The organism is Nocardia sp. NPDC058518 (assembly GCF_042719655.1).
Classification (GTDB): Bacteria; Actinomycetota; Actinomycetes; order Mycobacteriales; family Mycobacteriaceae; genus Nocardia.
In genome coordinates this window covers 14,158-28,057 of sequence record NZ_JBHXNJ010000031.1, presented here as the reverse complement: position 1 = coordinate 28,057, position 13,900 = coordinate 14,158, and the positions used below count along the sequence as shown (strand labels likewise).

The 13,900-nt window shown below is 67.5% G+C and carries 17 protein-coding genes; 8 read left to right on the top strand and 9 right to left on the bottom strand.

Annotation, left to right across the window (positions count from 1 at the left end; genetic code table 11):
- The first annotated feature begins 53 nt into the window (after window positions 1-53).
- From ACFWPX_RS33750 to ACFWPX_RS33740, 3 genes are read left to right on the top strand one after another with little or no spacing between them, the layout of a single operon-like run.
- Entirely contained in the window at window positions 54-425 is a 372-nt protein-coding gene (locus ACFWPX_RS33750) for an ArsR/SmtB family transcription factor (protein WP_378932289.1), read from the top strand.
- Complete coding sequence (gene arsB, locus ACFWPX_RS33745) at window positions 422-1,501, top strand: ACR3 family arsenite efflux transporter (protein ID WP_378932286.1); 1,080 nt, start codon at window positions 422-424, stop codon at window positions 1,499-1,501. Before ACFWPX_RS33750 ends, arsB begins: the two co-directional genes overlap by 4 nt.
- Before the next feature lie 15 nt (window positions 1,502-1,516).
- Window positions 1,517-1,927: an arsenate reductase ArsC gene (locus ACFWPX_RS33740; RefSeq protein WP_378932284.1), complete on the top strand. Its 411-nt coding sequence runs from the start codon at window positions 1,517-1,519 to the stop codon at window positions 1,925-1,927.
- A 52-nt stretch (window positions 1,928-1,979) separates the two neighbouring features.
- Here ACFWPX_RS33740 and ACFWPX_RS33735 read toward each other — a convergent pair whose 3' ends face one another.
- On the bottom strand, window positions 1,980-2,696 hold the full coding sequence (locus tag ACFWPX_RS33735) for an NUDIX domain-containing protein (protein WP_378932282.1): 717 nt from the start codon (window positions 2,694-2,696) through the stop codon (window positions 1,980-1,982).
- 78 nt (window positions 2,697-2,774) lie between these two features.
- Between ACFWPX_RS33735 and nadA the strand changes: the two genes are divergently transcribed.
- The 4 genes from nadA to ACFWPX_RS33715 all read left to right on the top strand — a co-directional run bounded on the left by nadA (window position 2,775) and on the right by ACFWPX_RS33715 (window position 7,086).
- Window positions 2,775-3,812, top strand: a complete 1,038-nt coding sequence (nadA, locus tag ACFWPX_RS33730; RefSeq protein WP_378932280.1) for a quinolinate synthase NadA — start codon at window positions 2,775-2,777, stop codon at window positions 3,810-3,812.
- 31 nt (window positions 3,813-3,843) lie between these two features.
- Window positions 3,844-5,457, top strand: a complete 1,614-nt coding sequence (locus ACFWPX_RS33725) for an L-aspartate oxidase (protein WP_378932278.1) — start codon at window positions 3,844-3,846, stop codon at window positions 5,455-5,457.
- Window positions 5,458-5,571: 114 nt separating this feature from the next.
- Window positions 5,572-6,432, top strand: a complete 861-nt coding sequence (gene nadC / locus ACFWPX_RS33720) for a carboxylating nicotinate-nucleotide diphosphorylase (protein ID WP_378921404.1) — start codon at window positions 5,572-5,574, stop codon at window positions 6,430-6,432.
- A gap of 159 nt (window positions 6,433-6,591) precedes the next feature.
- Window positions 6,592-7,086, top strand: a complete 495-nt coding sequence (locus ACFWPX_RS33715; RefSeq protein ID WP_378932380.1) for a nitroreductase/quinone reductase family protein — start codon at window positions 6,592-6,594, stop codon at window positions 7,084-7,086.
- A gap of 10 nt (window positions 7,087-7,096) precedes the next feature.
- Here the strand turns inward: ACFWPX_RS33715 and ACFWPX_RS33710 are convergent, their stop codons facing one another.
- From ACFWPX_RS33710 to bioB, 6 genes are all read right to left on the bottom strand, one after another.
- Window positions 7,097-7,264: a hypothetical protein gene (locus ACFWPX_RS33710; RefSeq protein WP_378921402.1), complete on the bottom strand. Its 168-nt coding sequence runs from the start codon at window positions 7,262-7,264 to the stop codon at window positions 7,097-7,099.
- Between the two features lie 97 nt (window positions 7,265-7,361).
- Entirely contained in the window at window positions 7,362-8,501 is a 1,140-nt protein-coding gene (locus ACFWPX_RS33705; RefSeq protein ID WP_378932275.1) for an AI-2E family transporter, read from the bottom strand.
- 61 nt (window positions 8,502-8,562) lie between these two features.
- Window positions 8,563-9,096, bottom strand: a complete 534-nt coding sequence (locus ACFWPX_RS33700; protein WP_378932273.1) for a DUF1353 domain-containing protein — start codon at window positions 9,094-9,096, stop codon at window positions 8,563-8,565.
- Window positions 9,097-9,156: 60 nt separating this feature from the next.
- Window positions 9,157-9,780, bottom strand: coding sequence for a DUF2567 domain-containing protein (locus tag ACFWPX_RS33695; RefSeq protein WP_378932270.1), 624 nt, complete (start codon window positions 9,778-9,780; stop codon window positions 9,157-9,159).
- A 26-nt stretch (window positions 9,781-9,806) separates the two neighbouring features.
- The gene (locus ACFWPX_RS33690) at window positions 9,807-10,031 is read right to left on the bottom strand and encodes a hypothetical protein (protein WP_378921485.1); all 225 of its coding nucleotides are present in this window, start codon (window positions 10,029-10,031) and stop codon (window positions 9,807-9,809) included.
- Between the two features lie 108 nt (window positions 10,032-10,139).
- Entirely contained in the window at window positions 10,140-11,153 is a 1,014-nt protein-coding gene (gene bioB / locus ACFWPX_RS33685; protein WP_378932268.1) for a biotin synthase BioB, read from the bottom strand.
- 150 nt (window positions 11,154-11,303) lie between these two features.
- On the opposite strand from bioB, the gene ACFWPX_RS33680 reads away from it, so the two are divergent.
- Window positions 11,304-11,888 carry a TetR/AcrR family transcriptional regulator C-terminal domain-containing protein gene (locus ACFWPX_RS33680; protein WP_378921393.1) on the top strand — a complete coding sequence of 195 codons (585 nt, stop codon included), beginning with the start codon at window positions 11,304-11,306 and terminating at the stop codon, window positions 11,886-11,888.
- Here ACFWPX_RS33680 and ACFWPX_RS33675 read toward each other — a convergent pair whose 3' ends face one another.
- Together ACFWPX_RS33675 and ACFWPX_RS33670 are read right to left on the bottom strand one after the other, a co-directional pair.
- Window positions 11,889-13,034 (bottom strand): alpha/beta fold hydrolase, encoded by a 1,146-nt coding sequence (locus ACFWPX_RS33675; protein ID WP_378932266.1) that lies wholly within the window; start codon window positions 13,032-13,034, stop codon window positions 11,889-11,891.
- Between the two features lie 75 nt (window positions 13,035-13,109).
- Window positions 13,110-13,868 carry a DUF6597 domain-containing transcriptional factor gene (locus tag ACFWPX_RS33670; RefSeq protein ID WP_378932264.1) on the bottom strand — a complete coding sequence of 253 codons (759 nt, stop codon included), beginning with the start codon at window positions 13,866-13,868 and terminating at the stop codon, window positions 13,110-13,112.
- Between the last annotated feature and the right edge of the window lie 32 nt (window positions 13,869-13,900).

Here is a 13,900-nt window from a genome sequence, read left to right as displayed (position 1 = left end):
GTTCACCCAGTGTTCGCTTGCCTTCTTGATTCGATATCGATCAATATCGACAGATGTCGAATCACGATCTGCCGCTGAGTGTGGCCTCACCCTCGTGTGAGGCCACACCCCGCACCCGCGCACCGATGACCGGCGAGACGGCCACCGAACTGGCCGTGCTGTTCAAGGCGCTCGCCGACCCGGTCCGGTTGCGGCTGCTCTCGGCGATCGCGTCGCGCGCCGGCGGTGAGGCCTGCGTCTGCGACCTGTCGACGGGTATCGATGTCACCCAGCCGACCATCTCCCACCACCTGAAGGTGCTGCGCGAAGCCGGTTTGCTGACCAGCGAACGCCGCGCGTCCTGGGTGTACTACCGGGTGGTCCCGCACGCGCTGCGACGGCTCTCCGATGTGCTCGCGACCGAGGCAGGCGCGGTGACCGTATGAGCACCACGACCGGTCATCCCGCGGTCGTGGGCAAACTGTCGACGCTCGACCGTTTCCTGCCGGTCTGGATCGGCGTCGCGATGGCCGCCGGCCTGCTGCTCGGGCGCACGATTCCCGGCCTCGGCGATGCCTTGTCCGCCGTGGAGATCGACGGCATCTCGCTGCCGATCGCGATCGGGCTGCTGATCATGATGTACCCGGTACTGGCCAAGGTCCGCTACGACCGCCTCGACTCCGTCACCGGCGACCGCAAGCTCCTGATCAGCTCGCTGGTGCTGAACTGGGTGCTCGGACCCGCGCTGATGTTCGCCCTGGCCTGGCTGTTCCTGCCCGATCTGCCCGAATACCGGACCGGCCTGATCATCGTCGGTCTGGCCCGCTGCATCGCCATGGTGATCATCTGGAACGACCTGGCCTGCGGCGACCGCGAAGCCGCCGCGGTACTGGTCGCGCTGAACTCGGTGTTCCAGGTCTTCATGTTCGCCGTGCTCGGCTGGTTCTACCTCTCGGTCCTGCCCGGCTGGCTCGGCCTCGAACAAACCACCATCGACGTCTCACCGTGGCAGATCGCGAAATCGGTCCTGATCTTCCTCGGCATTCCCCTGCTGGCGGGGTTCTTGACCCGTCGCCTCGGCGAACGCGCCAAGGGCCGCGAATGGTTCGAATCGAAGTTCCTGCCGGCGATCGGTCCGTGGGCGCTCTACGGGCTGCTGTTCACCATCGTGATCCTGTTCGCCCTGCAAGGCGACCAGATCACCTCCCACCCACTCGACGTGGTCCGCATCGCGATCCCGCTGCTGGCCTACTTCGCGATCATGTGGGGCGGCGGCTACGCCATGGGAGCGGCCATCGGCCTCGGCTACGAACGCACCACCACCCTCGCCTTCACCGCCGCGGGCAACAACTTCGAACTCGCCATCGCCGTAGCGATCGCCACCTACGGCGCCACTTCCGGCCAGGCCCTCGCCGGTGTCGTCGGCCCCCTCATCGAGGTCCCCGTTCTCGTCGGGCTGGTCTACGTCTCCCTGGCACTGCGCCGACGGTTCGAGACCACCCGCGCTTCGTCCGCCATCTGAAAGGCATTGCTCCACATGACCACCAAGCCCAGCGTGTTGTTCGTCTGCGTCCACAACGCCGGACGCTCACAAATGGCCGCCGGATTCCTCGCCCACCTCGCCGGTGACGCCATCGAGGTCCGCTCCGCGGGCAGCGCGCCCGCCGAGACGATCAACCCGTCCGCGGTCGCGGCGATGGCCGAACTCGGCATCGATATCTCCGGCCAGACCCCGAAGATCCTCACCTACGACGCCGTGGAGACCTCCGACGTCGTCATCACCATGGGCTGCGGCGACACCTGCCCCTTCTTCCCCGGCGTCAGCTACCGCGACTGGGTCCTGGAGGATCCCGCGGGCAAGGGCCTGGAGTCGGTGCGCCCGATCCGCGACGAGATCAAGTCCCGCATCGAATCGCTGGTCGCCGAATTACTGCCTGCCCGAGCCTGAATCCGTGTACCGAGCCTCGCCTCCGGGACCTGCCGGATGCGAGGGCTCGTGCTCAGGTCGGTGGCCGGAGGGCGGCGAATTCGTCGGTGACGCGCAGGCCCGAGTCGGTGAAGCGGTAGAGAGCCGCGGGGCGCCCGCCCGCTCGGCCGGAGGGGGCGGTGGCACCGGTGGGGGTGATCACCTTGCGGCGGGTCAGGACTCGCTGGAGGTTGGTGGTGTCGACGTCGTAGCCCAGTGCGGCGCAATAGATTTCGCGCAGCGTCGACATGGTGAACATGTCGGGGGCAAGAGCGTAGGCGATGTTGGTATAGGAGAGCTTGGCGGCCAGCCGGGTGCGGGCGTGGTCGACGACGGTGCGGTGGTCGAAGGACATGTCGGGCAGATTCGAGACCGGGTGCCAGGTGGTGTCGGACGGAAGTTCGGGTTCGGTGGTGAGGGGTACCAGGCCGAGGTAGGCCGAGGCGATGCGGCGGGGCGCGGGGACTCGGTCGGGGTTGCTGAACACCGACAGTTGCTCGAGATGGGCCAGTTCCCGCACGTCGACTTTCTCGGCGAGCTGGCGCCGGGCGGAGGTGTCGAGGTCCTCGTCGTCGCGCAGCCGCCCGCCCGGTAGCGACCAGGTCCCTTTCTGCGGATCGAGTGCGCGTTCCCACAGCAGAACCGCCAATTCCGGGTGCTTGGCGCCTCTACCTGCGGAAATGCCTGGGGGAAAGCGGCGAACCTGGAACACCGCGGTGAGCGATTCGTGGATGGTGTTACTATGGGGCACGTTTTCGATTGTAAGTCGAAAACCTGGTTTGGTGCGAATCGCGGCGATGGAGCCGCTCGCACGATGAAGGGAGCCACCATGGCGACGACGACTGCACAGCGGACGCTGATGGATTCGGTCTTCGACGGACCCACGGGCTACGCGGGTGTCGAGGCGACGCCGGAATGGGCGCAGGAGGTGCGCCGCCTGGCGCGCGAACGCAATGCGACCATCCTCGCGCACAACTACCAGCTGCCCGAGATCCAGGACGTTGCCGACCACGTCGGCGACTCGCTGGCGCTCTCGCGCATCGCGGCCGAGGCCGAAGAGGACACCATCGTGTTCTGCGGCGTGCACTTCATGGCCGAGACCGCCAAGATCCTCAGCCCGGCCAAGACCGTGCTCATCCCGGACCAGCGGGCGGGCTGCTCGCTGGCCGATTCGATCTCCGCCGAGGAACTGCGCGCCTGGAAGGCCGAGCACCCCGACGCGATGGTGGTGTCGTATGTGAACACCACCGCCGAGGTGAAGGCGCTCACCGACATCTGCTGCACCTCCTCCAACGCCGTCGACGTGGTCGATTCGATCGATCCCGACCGTGAGGTGCTGTTCCTGCCCGACCAGTTCCTCGGCGCGCACGTCAAGCGCGAGACCGGGCGCGAGAACATGCACATCTGGGCGGGCGAGTGCCACGTGCACGCAGGCATCAACGGCGACGAGCTCACCGAGCAGGCCCGCACCCACCCCGATGCCGAGCTGTTCGTGCACCCGGAGTGCGGTTGCGCCACCTCGGCGCTGTATCTGGCCGGTGAGGGCGCGTTCCCGGCCGAGCGGGTGCACATCCTGTCGACCGGCGGGATGATCGACGCCGCGAAGGCGTCGCACTCCAGCCAGGTACTGGTGGCGACCGAGGTCGGCATGCTGCACCAGCTACGCAAGGCGGCGCCCGGCATCGACTTCCAGGCCGTCAACGATCGCGCGTCCTGCAAGTACATGAAGATGATCACCCCGGCCGCGCTGCTGCGCTGCCTGGTCGAGGGCGCCGACGAGGTGCATGTCGACCTGACGATGGCCGAGGCCGGTCGCGCCTCGGTGCAGCGGATGATCGCCATCGGCAACTCCGGCGGTGGCGAATGACCGCCGCCGCGAGGCCGAGCCGGTAACGACCATGACGGTTCCGGTTTCCTGGGAGGCCGAGGTCGACCTGGTCGTCATCGGCGGTGGCGTCGCCGGTCTCACCGCCGCGCGCACGGCTTCGTTGTGTGGGCTGCGGGTGCTCATCCTCAGCAAAGGCGGGCCGACCGATACCTCGACCCAGTACGCGCAAGGCGGCATCGCGGTCGTCGCACCGCTCGGTGATTCGGTGGACTCGCACGTGCGGGACACGGTCGAGGCCGGTGCCGGGCTGTGCGAGGTCGACGCGGTGCGATCGATCGTCGAGGGCGGACAGGACGCGGTCGCCGCGCTGACCGACCTCGGTGCGGTATTCGACCTCGGTCGGGACGGGCAGATCTCGCGGACCCGCGAGGGCGGGCACAGCACGCGTCGGATCATCCACGCCGGTGGCGACGCTACCGGCGCCGAGGTGCAGCGCGCGCTCAACGCGGCGGGGCTGCCGGTGCTGTTCGGTGCCGCCGCGCTACGGGTGGTGACCGGCGCCGATGGTGTGCGGGGCGTTATCGCGGTGTCGGACAACGGTTTCGGTGTCGTGCACACGCCCGCCGTGCTGCTGGCCACCGGCGGGCTCGGGCAGCTCTACGCGCTGAGCACCAATCCGCCAGGGGCGACCGGCGACGGTGTGGCGCTGGCATTGTGGGCCGGGGCGGCGGTGGCCGATCTCGAGTTCGTGCAGTTCCATCCGACCGTGCTCTACACCCCGGGCGGGGTGGGCAGGCGGCCGTTGATCAGCGAGGCGGTTCGCGGAGAAGGCGCGATACTCGTTGATTCCCAAGGGAACTCGGTGACCACCGGCGTGCATCCGCGCGGCGACCTGGCCCCGAGGGACGTGGTGTCGCGGGCCATCGCGGAGCGTATGCGGGCGCTGGGCACCGACCATGTGTACCTCGATGCGCGTGCCGTCGATGGGTTCGCCCAGCGGTTCCCGACGATCACGGCCTCGTGCCTGGCCGCGGGAATCGACCCTGCGGCGCAACTGATTCCGGTCGCGCCCGCCGCGCACTACCAGTGCGGTGGCGTGCTCACCGATACGCACGGGCGAACCGGTGTCGCGGGGCTCTACGCCGCGGGCGAAGTCGCCAGGACCGGGCTGCACGGCGCGAATCGGTTGGCCTCCAACAGTTTGCTCGAAGGGCTCGTGGTGGGTGAGCGGGCCGGTGCGGCGGCGGTCGAGCGCGCCGGGGTGCGCGCTCGGGTCGATGAGATCTCCTCGTGGACACTCGAATTCGCCGATCGTTCGGTCGTGCAGCAGGCGATGACCGAGCACGCTTCCGTCGTGCGTGACGGCGCCGGACTCGCCGAGGCGCTGGAGCGAATCGATGCCGCGACGTCGATGGTGCCGATGCTCGACGCTGTCGAGGATTCGGTGACCGCCGCACCGCACCTCCGGCGCATCGAGGACGCGGCGCTCACCTTGACGGCGCGGGCGCTGCTGCTCGCGGCGGCGGCACGTGCGGAGAGTCGCGGCTGCCACACACGCTCGGAGTATCCCGGGACCGTCGACCAACAGCGGCACAGCACCGCGGTCCGCCTCGACGCGCACGGCGGACTCGAGCTGACCACCGCGGCGGTCGATTTCGAGCCCATCCCGGTAGGGATGCGGTAGCGATCGCCACCCGTCACCGGGTGGGTCGGTCTGTTGTTCAAGCAATTCCGGCGGAGCGAAAACCGCCCGCCCGATCGACGCGGCGCACAGTCGCCCGAGAACAGGAGTGCAGTGATGGCTCTGGACGCCACCCTGGACCGCGATGAGCTGCTCACGCTGATCCGTACCGCGCTCGACGAGGACCTGCGCTACGGGCCCGACGTCACCACCGTCGCCACCGTTGCCGAAGACGCCGTGAGCAAGGCCTCGGTGGTGTCGCGCCAGCACGGCACTGTCGCCGGTATCGACGTCGGGCTGCTCGTGCTCGACGAGGTCATCGGCGCGGGCGCCTACGAGATCACCGCGCGTGTCCCCGACGGCACCCGGGTGGAGCCGGGCACGTCGGTGCTGAGCATCGTCGCGCCCACCCGCGGCCTGCTCACCGCCGAACGGACCATGCTCAACCTGGTCTGCCACCTGTCCGGTATCGCCTCCGCGACCGCCGCCTGGGTCGACGCCGTCGCGGGCACCGAGTGCAAGATCCGCGACAGCCGCAAGACGTTGCCCGGCCTGCGCGCCCTGCAGAAGTACGCGGTCCGCGTCGGCGGTGGCGTCAATCATCGGATGGGTCTCGGCGATGCCGCGTTGATCAAGGACAACCACGTGGTGGCCGCGGGTTCGGTCGTCGACGCCCTGCGCGCGGTCCGCGCATTGGCACCGGATATCGCCTGCGAGGTCGAGGTCGACAGCCTCGAACAACTCGACGCCGTTCTCGCCGAGAACGTCGAACTGGTGCTGCTCGACAACTTCCCGCTCTGGCAGACGCAGGCCGCCGTCCAGCGACGCGATGCGGCGGCTCCCGACACGAAACTCGAGTCCTCCGGTGGCCTTTCGCTCGAACAGGCCGCGGACTATGCGAGCACCGGTGTCGACTACCTCGCTATCGGCGCCCTCACCCACTCGGTGCGTGTGCTCGATCTCGGCCTGGATATGTGAGGTCGCCGACCGCCTTGTCGCCCATAGGCCGTGACGCGGTGCAACTCAGACCGGCTTGACCTCGACGAGGTCATCGAGCCCGCGGAAGTCATGAGGAACCGCGACCGGTCGACCGCGCACGCTACGAATGTGTCGGTGGTCGGTGTCACACTGCTCGGCATGGACAACAACGTGGCGAAGGCGAAAGAACCCATCACCTACGACGACCCGGACGCACCGTGGAACCGGGAGTACTCGCCCGACGAGATGGTCGGCTGGAACGATGGGGTGGTTCGGGAATTCCGCGAGAACGGCGGGCAGGTCGGCGGCGACTACGCCGGTGCCACGCTGTTGTTGTTGACGACGACGGGCGCCAAAAGCGGTAAACCGCATGTGGTTCCGCTGGGGGCGCTGTATCGAGGCGACGTGATGTATGTGAGCTCGTTCATCGAGGATCGGTATCCGGCCTGGTATTACAACGCCAAGGCTGATCCGCGGGTGACGATCGAGTTGGGTGGGGAGAAATTCGCGGCGACGGCCGATGTGCTGACCGGCGCGCGGTACGACGAGTTCGCGGCATGGGCGCTGGCGGAGAATTCCCTGCTGGCCGAATATCAGGCCAAGGTCGACAAGCCGTTGCCGCTGGTGGTGCTGACCAGAACGGAACCGGAATAGTCCGGCCCCGTCAGTAATCGTGGCGGCGATCGCGATGCTTCGACGAGCGCCGATAGATGCGCCCGCTGGGCACCGCGGTGGCCGCGGACGAGCTGCGCAGGGCATGGCGGCGGCGCCAGGCGACCAGATCGGGTCGCTCGGCGGGCTGCTCAGCGGCCTGCTCGGCTGCGGCTTTCATGGTCAAGGTCCTCCCCCGAAATAACGATGCCGCCAGGATAAGGAGCGGGTACGACCACATTCCACTGGTTTTCCGGTGAACCGATGCGCGGCGGCCGCTATTCCTTGGCCCCCGCCGTGTCGTCGGCGGCGGACCTGCCCGACTCCCGCTGCGGCGCAGCCTTCTTGTCCATCGGCGCACCGATCAAGACATCCGCCCACCGCGTCGTCGGGTCGATGTCGAGCAGCAGCGCCTTCACCAGCAACGTCAGCGGAATAGCCAGCAGCGCACCGAGCGCACCGAGCACCCACGCCCAGACCACCAGCGACAGGAAGGTGATGGTGACTCCGAGGCCGACGGCATCACCGACGAACTTGGGCTGAATGATCGACTGGATCACGAAGTTGATCACCGAATAGATCACGATCACCCAGAGCATCAGCACCGGCCCGCCGTCGAGCAGGGCCAGCAGCGCGGGTGGGATGACGCCGATGACGAACCCGACGTTCGGGATGTAGTTGGTGATGAACGACAGCAGCGCCCACAGGATCGGCAGCGGCACCCCCAGCAACCACAGTGCCCCACCGTCGATCACGGCCACGATGGCGCCGAACACCGTGGACACGATGAGGTATTTGCGTGTCCCGGTGACGAAACTGTCCAGTGCCTGCGCGATCGCAGGCCGCTCACGGGCCACCATCGCCAGCCGGCGATCCATCGTTATCCCGTCGACGGCCATGAACAGCAGCAGTGCCAGCACGAAGAACAGATTCGAGAAGACCCCGAGGACGCCGCCGAGCACCTGCTCGATCCAACCGGCGGCCTTGCCCACATCGATCCCGCTGAGTGCCTTGTGGATCTGATCGGAGCTCACCCCGAGATCCGACAGCCAGTCGCGCACATGATCGAGCAGTTCGTTGAGTTTGTCGGCGTAGCCGGGCAGCAGCGAGGCCAGCTGTACCGCAGACAGTGCCAGCGCGCCACCGATTCCGAACAGAATCGCGACCACCGCCACCAGCGCCGCGGCCATGCCGAGCCAAGCGGGCCAGCCTTTGCGCCGCGCCCAACTCTGGATCGGTTGTACCGCGATGGTCAGCATGAGGGCGAGGAATACCGGTCCGACGATGCCGGAGAAGGCCTTCAGACCCGCGATGGTGACCACCGCCGCCCCGAGCGATAGCAGCACGATCAGGCCGCGCGGAATCGACCATTCGGCGGGCGGGGCCGGGGCTGCGGTTTCGGTGCTCGGCTCGGACATGGGCCGAACGATAGCCACGCGAAGGTGCCCCCACCTCCCCCGTTCCGGGTGAGATCCGGGCTCAGGCCGTCTTCATCTGCGGCTTCGGGGGTGGCGCCGCGGTGCGGCACGTGACCCGTCCCAAAGCCCAGAACCCCAGCTCGACCACCCAGAACACCAGCAGCGCCACGGTCACCACCACCACGGGGACCGCCAGGAACACCAGGGAGGGCACCGCGATCAGCAACCAGCCGAGCACATCGACCGCACGCGCGCCACGCAACCGGCTGCCGAAGCGAACCGCCGTCCACATCATCCAGCGTCGAGGCACCGATACCCCGGCCTCGTGCAGGCTGCGCCGGAATATCCCGTCGGCATCGGCGGGCCCGACTTCGCCTGTGCGGCACAGATAGTCGTGCAGGATCGCGGCCCTGGTGTAGGCGCCGTAGCGCGGGATCAGCCACACCAGGGCGCGCGGTACCGAGGCGAAGTCGGTGCGGAATCCGGCAGGCACCGTGAAGGTTTCGACCGCGCCCTGATAGGTGAGCGGTTCGGTGAGCCGCCAGAATTTCGCGTCCAGTTCCTCGACGACCGGACCACCACCGATAAACGCCACGACCGTTCCTCCCACACCACTACCTGCTGTTATGCAGAAATGGTATCGCGCGGAGGTGGCTCAGCCGCGTGGTTGCGAACTCGGATCGAAATCGCCGCTCGGCCGATACTGTTCGGCACCGTACGGCAGGCGGTAGCCGTCGAACTCGTCACCGAAATCAGCTGCGCGCAAGTCTCCGAGCAGTCCGGCAGCACCGGAATCGAGATCGACGGCCGGGTGCAGCGCGGCGAGAAACAACAGCACGAGCGCAGCGAGGAACGGTTGGATCAGTAGGGCGAGATCGGTCCCGACTTCCGCAGGCAGCGCGACGATCTGGCCGATCACCGGATCCTCGGGACGCGGATGACGCACGCCCGCAACCCATTCCCCGATCCACATCATCAACGCCGCGCCGAGCCCCGAAGCGAACAGCATGCCGACGACGAGGGCGGGCCCGCGCGTGATCCGAACCCGCCATGCCCCGACCGCGGTCACTACCGCGACCGCCGCACCGATGCACAGGAACATCCCGACCGCGTCGAACAGGTGCAGACTCTCGCCGGTGAGCACGGCGGCGCGGCCGGGCTGGGTCACCCGCAACCGCTCGGTCGGTGCGACCAGACCCCACACCACCCCGGCCGCCGCACTCGCCACCAGCACCACCGCGATGACGACGCCGACGCCGATCACCTCGCGACGCAACACCTCTGGGCGTTCCCCGCAGCCGAGCACTAGCGGCGTTCCAGCTGGGCCGATTCGATGACACCGTGCCGCGAGCACTTGGCCCACCAGCCATCCGGGCTGATCTGCACGATCATCCGGCGACCGCACTGCTCGCAGAATCGCGGCGGTTCGAGACCGAGCGCGGCCGACGCCGGCATCGCGTCGGCGAGCCCGGCCACGATCCGCTTACCCGTGAACGGGTTGTAGCGCTCGCTGTCGACTCCGGGCACGATCGGCTCACGCTGCACCGGGTTGTCGCGCTCGTCCAATGCTGTTACCGCCTCCGTGAAGTGCGACTCGACGGCCGCGACCTGGGTCGATACTCGATCGTACACAGCGTTTCAGAGGGTTTCGTTGAGCGCCTTGATCGGCATGCTCAGCTCACCGAGCAGATCGAGATCGGACTCGGCGGGACGTCCGAGGGTGGTGAGGTAGTTGCCGACGATGACGGCGTTGATCCCGCCGAGCATGCCCTGCTTGGCACCGAGGTCGCCGAGCGTGATCTCGCGACCACCGGCGAAACGCAGGATGGTGCGCGGCATCGCGAGCCGGAACGTGGCGATGGCCCGCAGCGCGTCGGCGGCGGGCAGCACCTCCAGGTCACCGAACGGGGTGCCCGGTCGCGGGTTGAGGAAGTTCAGCGGGACCTCGTCGGGGTTCAGCGACGCCAGCTGCGCGGCGAACTCGGCGCGCTGCTCGATGGTCTCGCCCATGCCGAGGATGCCACCGCAGCACACCTCCATGCCCGCTTCGCGCACCATCCGCAGGGTGTCCCAGCGCTCCTCGTAGGAGTGGGTGGTGACGACCTTGGGGAAGTGCGACTTGGCGGTCTCGAGATTGTGGTTATAGCGGTGCACGCCCATCGCGGCGAGCTGGTCGACCTGTTCCTGGTTGAGCATGCCGAGCGAGCAGGCGACCTGGATGTCCACCTCGTTGCGGATGGCCTCCACACCGGCGGCGACCTGGGCCATCAGGCGCTCGTCGGGACCGCGCACCGCGGCGACGATGCAGAACTCGGTGGCGCCGGTCTTCGCGGTCTGCTTGGCCGCCTCGACCAGGCTGGGAATATCGAGCCAGGCCGCGCGCACGGGCGACTGGAACAGGCCCGACTGCGAGCAGAAGTGGCAGTCCTCGGGGCAACCGCCGGTCTTGAGGCTGATGATGCCCTCGACCTCGACCTCGGGGCCGCACCACTTCATCCGCACTTCGTGGGCGAGCTCGAGCAGCGCTTCCAGGCGGTCGTCACCCAGGCGCAGCACCTCGACGGACTGCTGCTCGGTGAGGCCCTCGCCGCGCTCGAGCACCTGCTCACGGGCGATAGCCAGAATATCGGTCTGGACGGGTGCCTGTGTCACGACGTGATGTCCCTTCGACGGGGGTGTGCGCACGAGCCGTAGGTGTGATCCACCCGGCGTGGCCGTGCAACTTGAACGGTGTTCAGGATAGGGTAGCGGCTACGAGTGAGTCACGACACTCGGGTAGCAAAATCGGACGGAAGGACGCGCGTGCAACTGCGGAAGACGGATGTGGTCGATGCCGCCGTCGCGATTCTCGATCAGTACGGGCTCGCCGACCTGACGATGCGCCGGCTCGCGGGCTCGCTCCAGGTGCAGCCGGGGGCGCTGTACTGGCACGTCAAGGACAAGCAGACCCTGCTCGGTGCGGTGGCCGACCGGATCCTCGCCCCGATGGACGAGCCGATCACCGCCACCGAATGGCCCGCGCAGCTCACCGAACTGGCACATCGACTGCGCGACTGCCTGCTCGCCTATCGCGACGGCGCCGAGCTGGTTTCGGCCACCTACGCCTCCCGCCTGACCACGAGCAAGGCGCGTGAACGCCTGGCAGGCATCGTCATTCGTGCCGGAATGACCAGGGAGGAAGCCGATCTCACGGCCTACACCCTGCTCTACTACGTGCTCGGCCAGACCGTCGACGAGCAGTCGCGCATGCAGATGGACTCCGTCGGCGCGCTGCCCGAGGACAACACACCCTTGCTCGACACTCCCGACCCCACCGCGCGATTCGACTTCGGCTTGCAACTGTTCATCGCGGGCGTGCGTACCATTCTCGGTACCCGCGTGCGCTGATCAGGGCGGATCATTGCGATTGGCTTCCTGATAGCGGCGAACGAACGGCAGTACCTGCGACTCGATGATCGCGTTGTATTCGCGTGGTCGCTGAATGGGATTCGCGTGCTCGATCTCACCGGGCCGCACCACCAGTAGCGTGCCGTCGACGCCACCGGAGTGCTCGATCAGCAGCTCGTGCGAATAGTCCACGTCCACCACAGCATCGCGGGCAGCGTCGCGTGGCCGGATGAAGACGATCGCGGGGTTTCGCTTGTTCGGGTCAGGCCGTCCGAGTGCGCGCAGATCCGCGGTGCCACCACCGGCGACGATCGCCAGGAACTGCGCCTCGATCAACCCGTTGCTGGCGGCATCGCGGGAGAAGATCTTGTCGCGCAACACCTCTGCGGCCACCTTCCGGAACTCTCCGAAGTCGATATCGGGAAACAGACCCCGGCGCTGCTCGAACCGTTCACGCCGAGCCGACATCTCGACCGCGAACCGCAGCAGCCTGCTCTCCCGTGCACCGGGCAGCCAGCCCAGCCACCGCACCAGATCGGCCCCGCGACTGCGACTTTCGGGCCGCACCGCGTTCAGATCCAACGGCGTGCAGTCCAGCACAACCGCGACCAATCGCCGATCACTGCCATGATGAATATGCCGCGCCACCTCGAGCGCGATCACCCCACCCATGCTGTGACCGACCAGCACGATATTGCGCACATTGCCGTACCTGGCGGCTCGCACGATCATCTCGGCGATGACCTTGGTATCGATACCCGCGTTGTCGTAGCGCACGGCCCACACCACCCCGAGGCGACTCAGCGCGGGCAGTGCGGCGGCGGTCGGTACCGCGTTGACTCCCCCGAGCCCGACCATATCGACCACCGCGGTATCCCAATTCCGGGTGTCAGTGGGCAGATGAGCGGGCAGTAGTTCCGGCGCTGTCTGCGCCAGGCGCTCACGCTCGGGGACGACATCGTGGACCCAGTACTGGCCGAACACGATCATCGCGACCGCCAGCACCCCGATGATTCGCAGCACCACCAGCCTTGGCCTGCGCCAGCGACGCCAACCGTGTCCGAGCCGGGTTTCGCGCAACCGTTCCCGCCGCCGCGCATCGTCGAAATCCGCGACGGTAGACGGATGCCGATCAAATGACGACATCACTCCACTGTAGGGGCGCCCGCGCAGTGCCCTGGTCTACACGAACTGAGAAGCGGCGACAGGACGGGTCGCCGGTTACTTCTCGAACGACCCGTACCGCTGCGCGTAACTGGTCGGTGGTTCGCCGAAGATCTTGCGGAAGTCGCGGCTGAGGTGCGGCTGGTCCGCGTACCCGAGGTCGGCGGCGAGTGCCGCCCAGTCGATGTCGACGCCGTCGGCGAGCCGCTCGGTGATCTCGTGCAGGCGGTAGCGGCGGATCACCCACTTCGGCCCGATGCCGACGTACTCGGCGAACAACCGCTGCACTCGACGGACACTCATCCCGCAGCGCGTCGCGAGCGCGTCGACGGTGGTGATACCCGGGTCGTCGGCGATCATGACGACCATCTGCCCTGCGCGCTCGGCCTCCGGGTCTGCCACGGGCAGGTGCACGCGAAGAGACTCCTCGACCGACGCGACATCCACCGGATCAGGCAATTCCGGGCCGAAAACTGTTGCCGCATCGACCATCCGATCCCGCAGCCGTGCCACCGGACCGTCCAGGAACGGACGGAACATCCCGGGCCGGAAGGCGACACCGAACACCGAACCCGAGCCGGTGAGCTCGCGGTAGACGTGCGAGGACGAAGGACCGTGCACTTCGGCGTGACCGTCGCGGAAAGTCAGGTGCACGTTCGGCAGCGGCACGACCAACTGCCGATACGGCCGCTCGTAATCCCAGGTGACGACCCAATACCGATCGACGTATCGCGCCAGGTCAGCCGATGGTGCGATGAACCTGTGGCGTTGCGACACCTGCCAGGCACCGCCCAGTTCGCGCGGGTCGCGTTCCACCCGGCGAGTCTATGTCGCGTTTGTTCAAGACA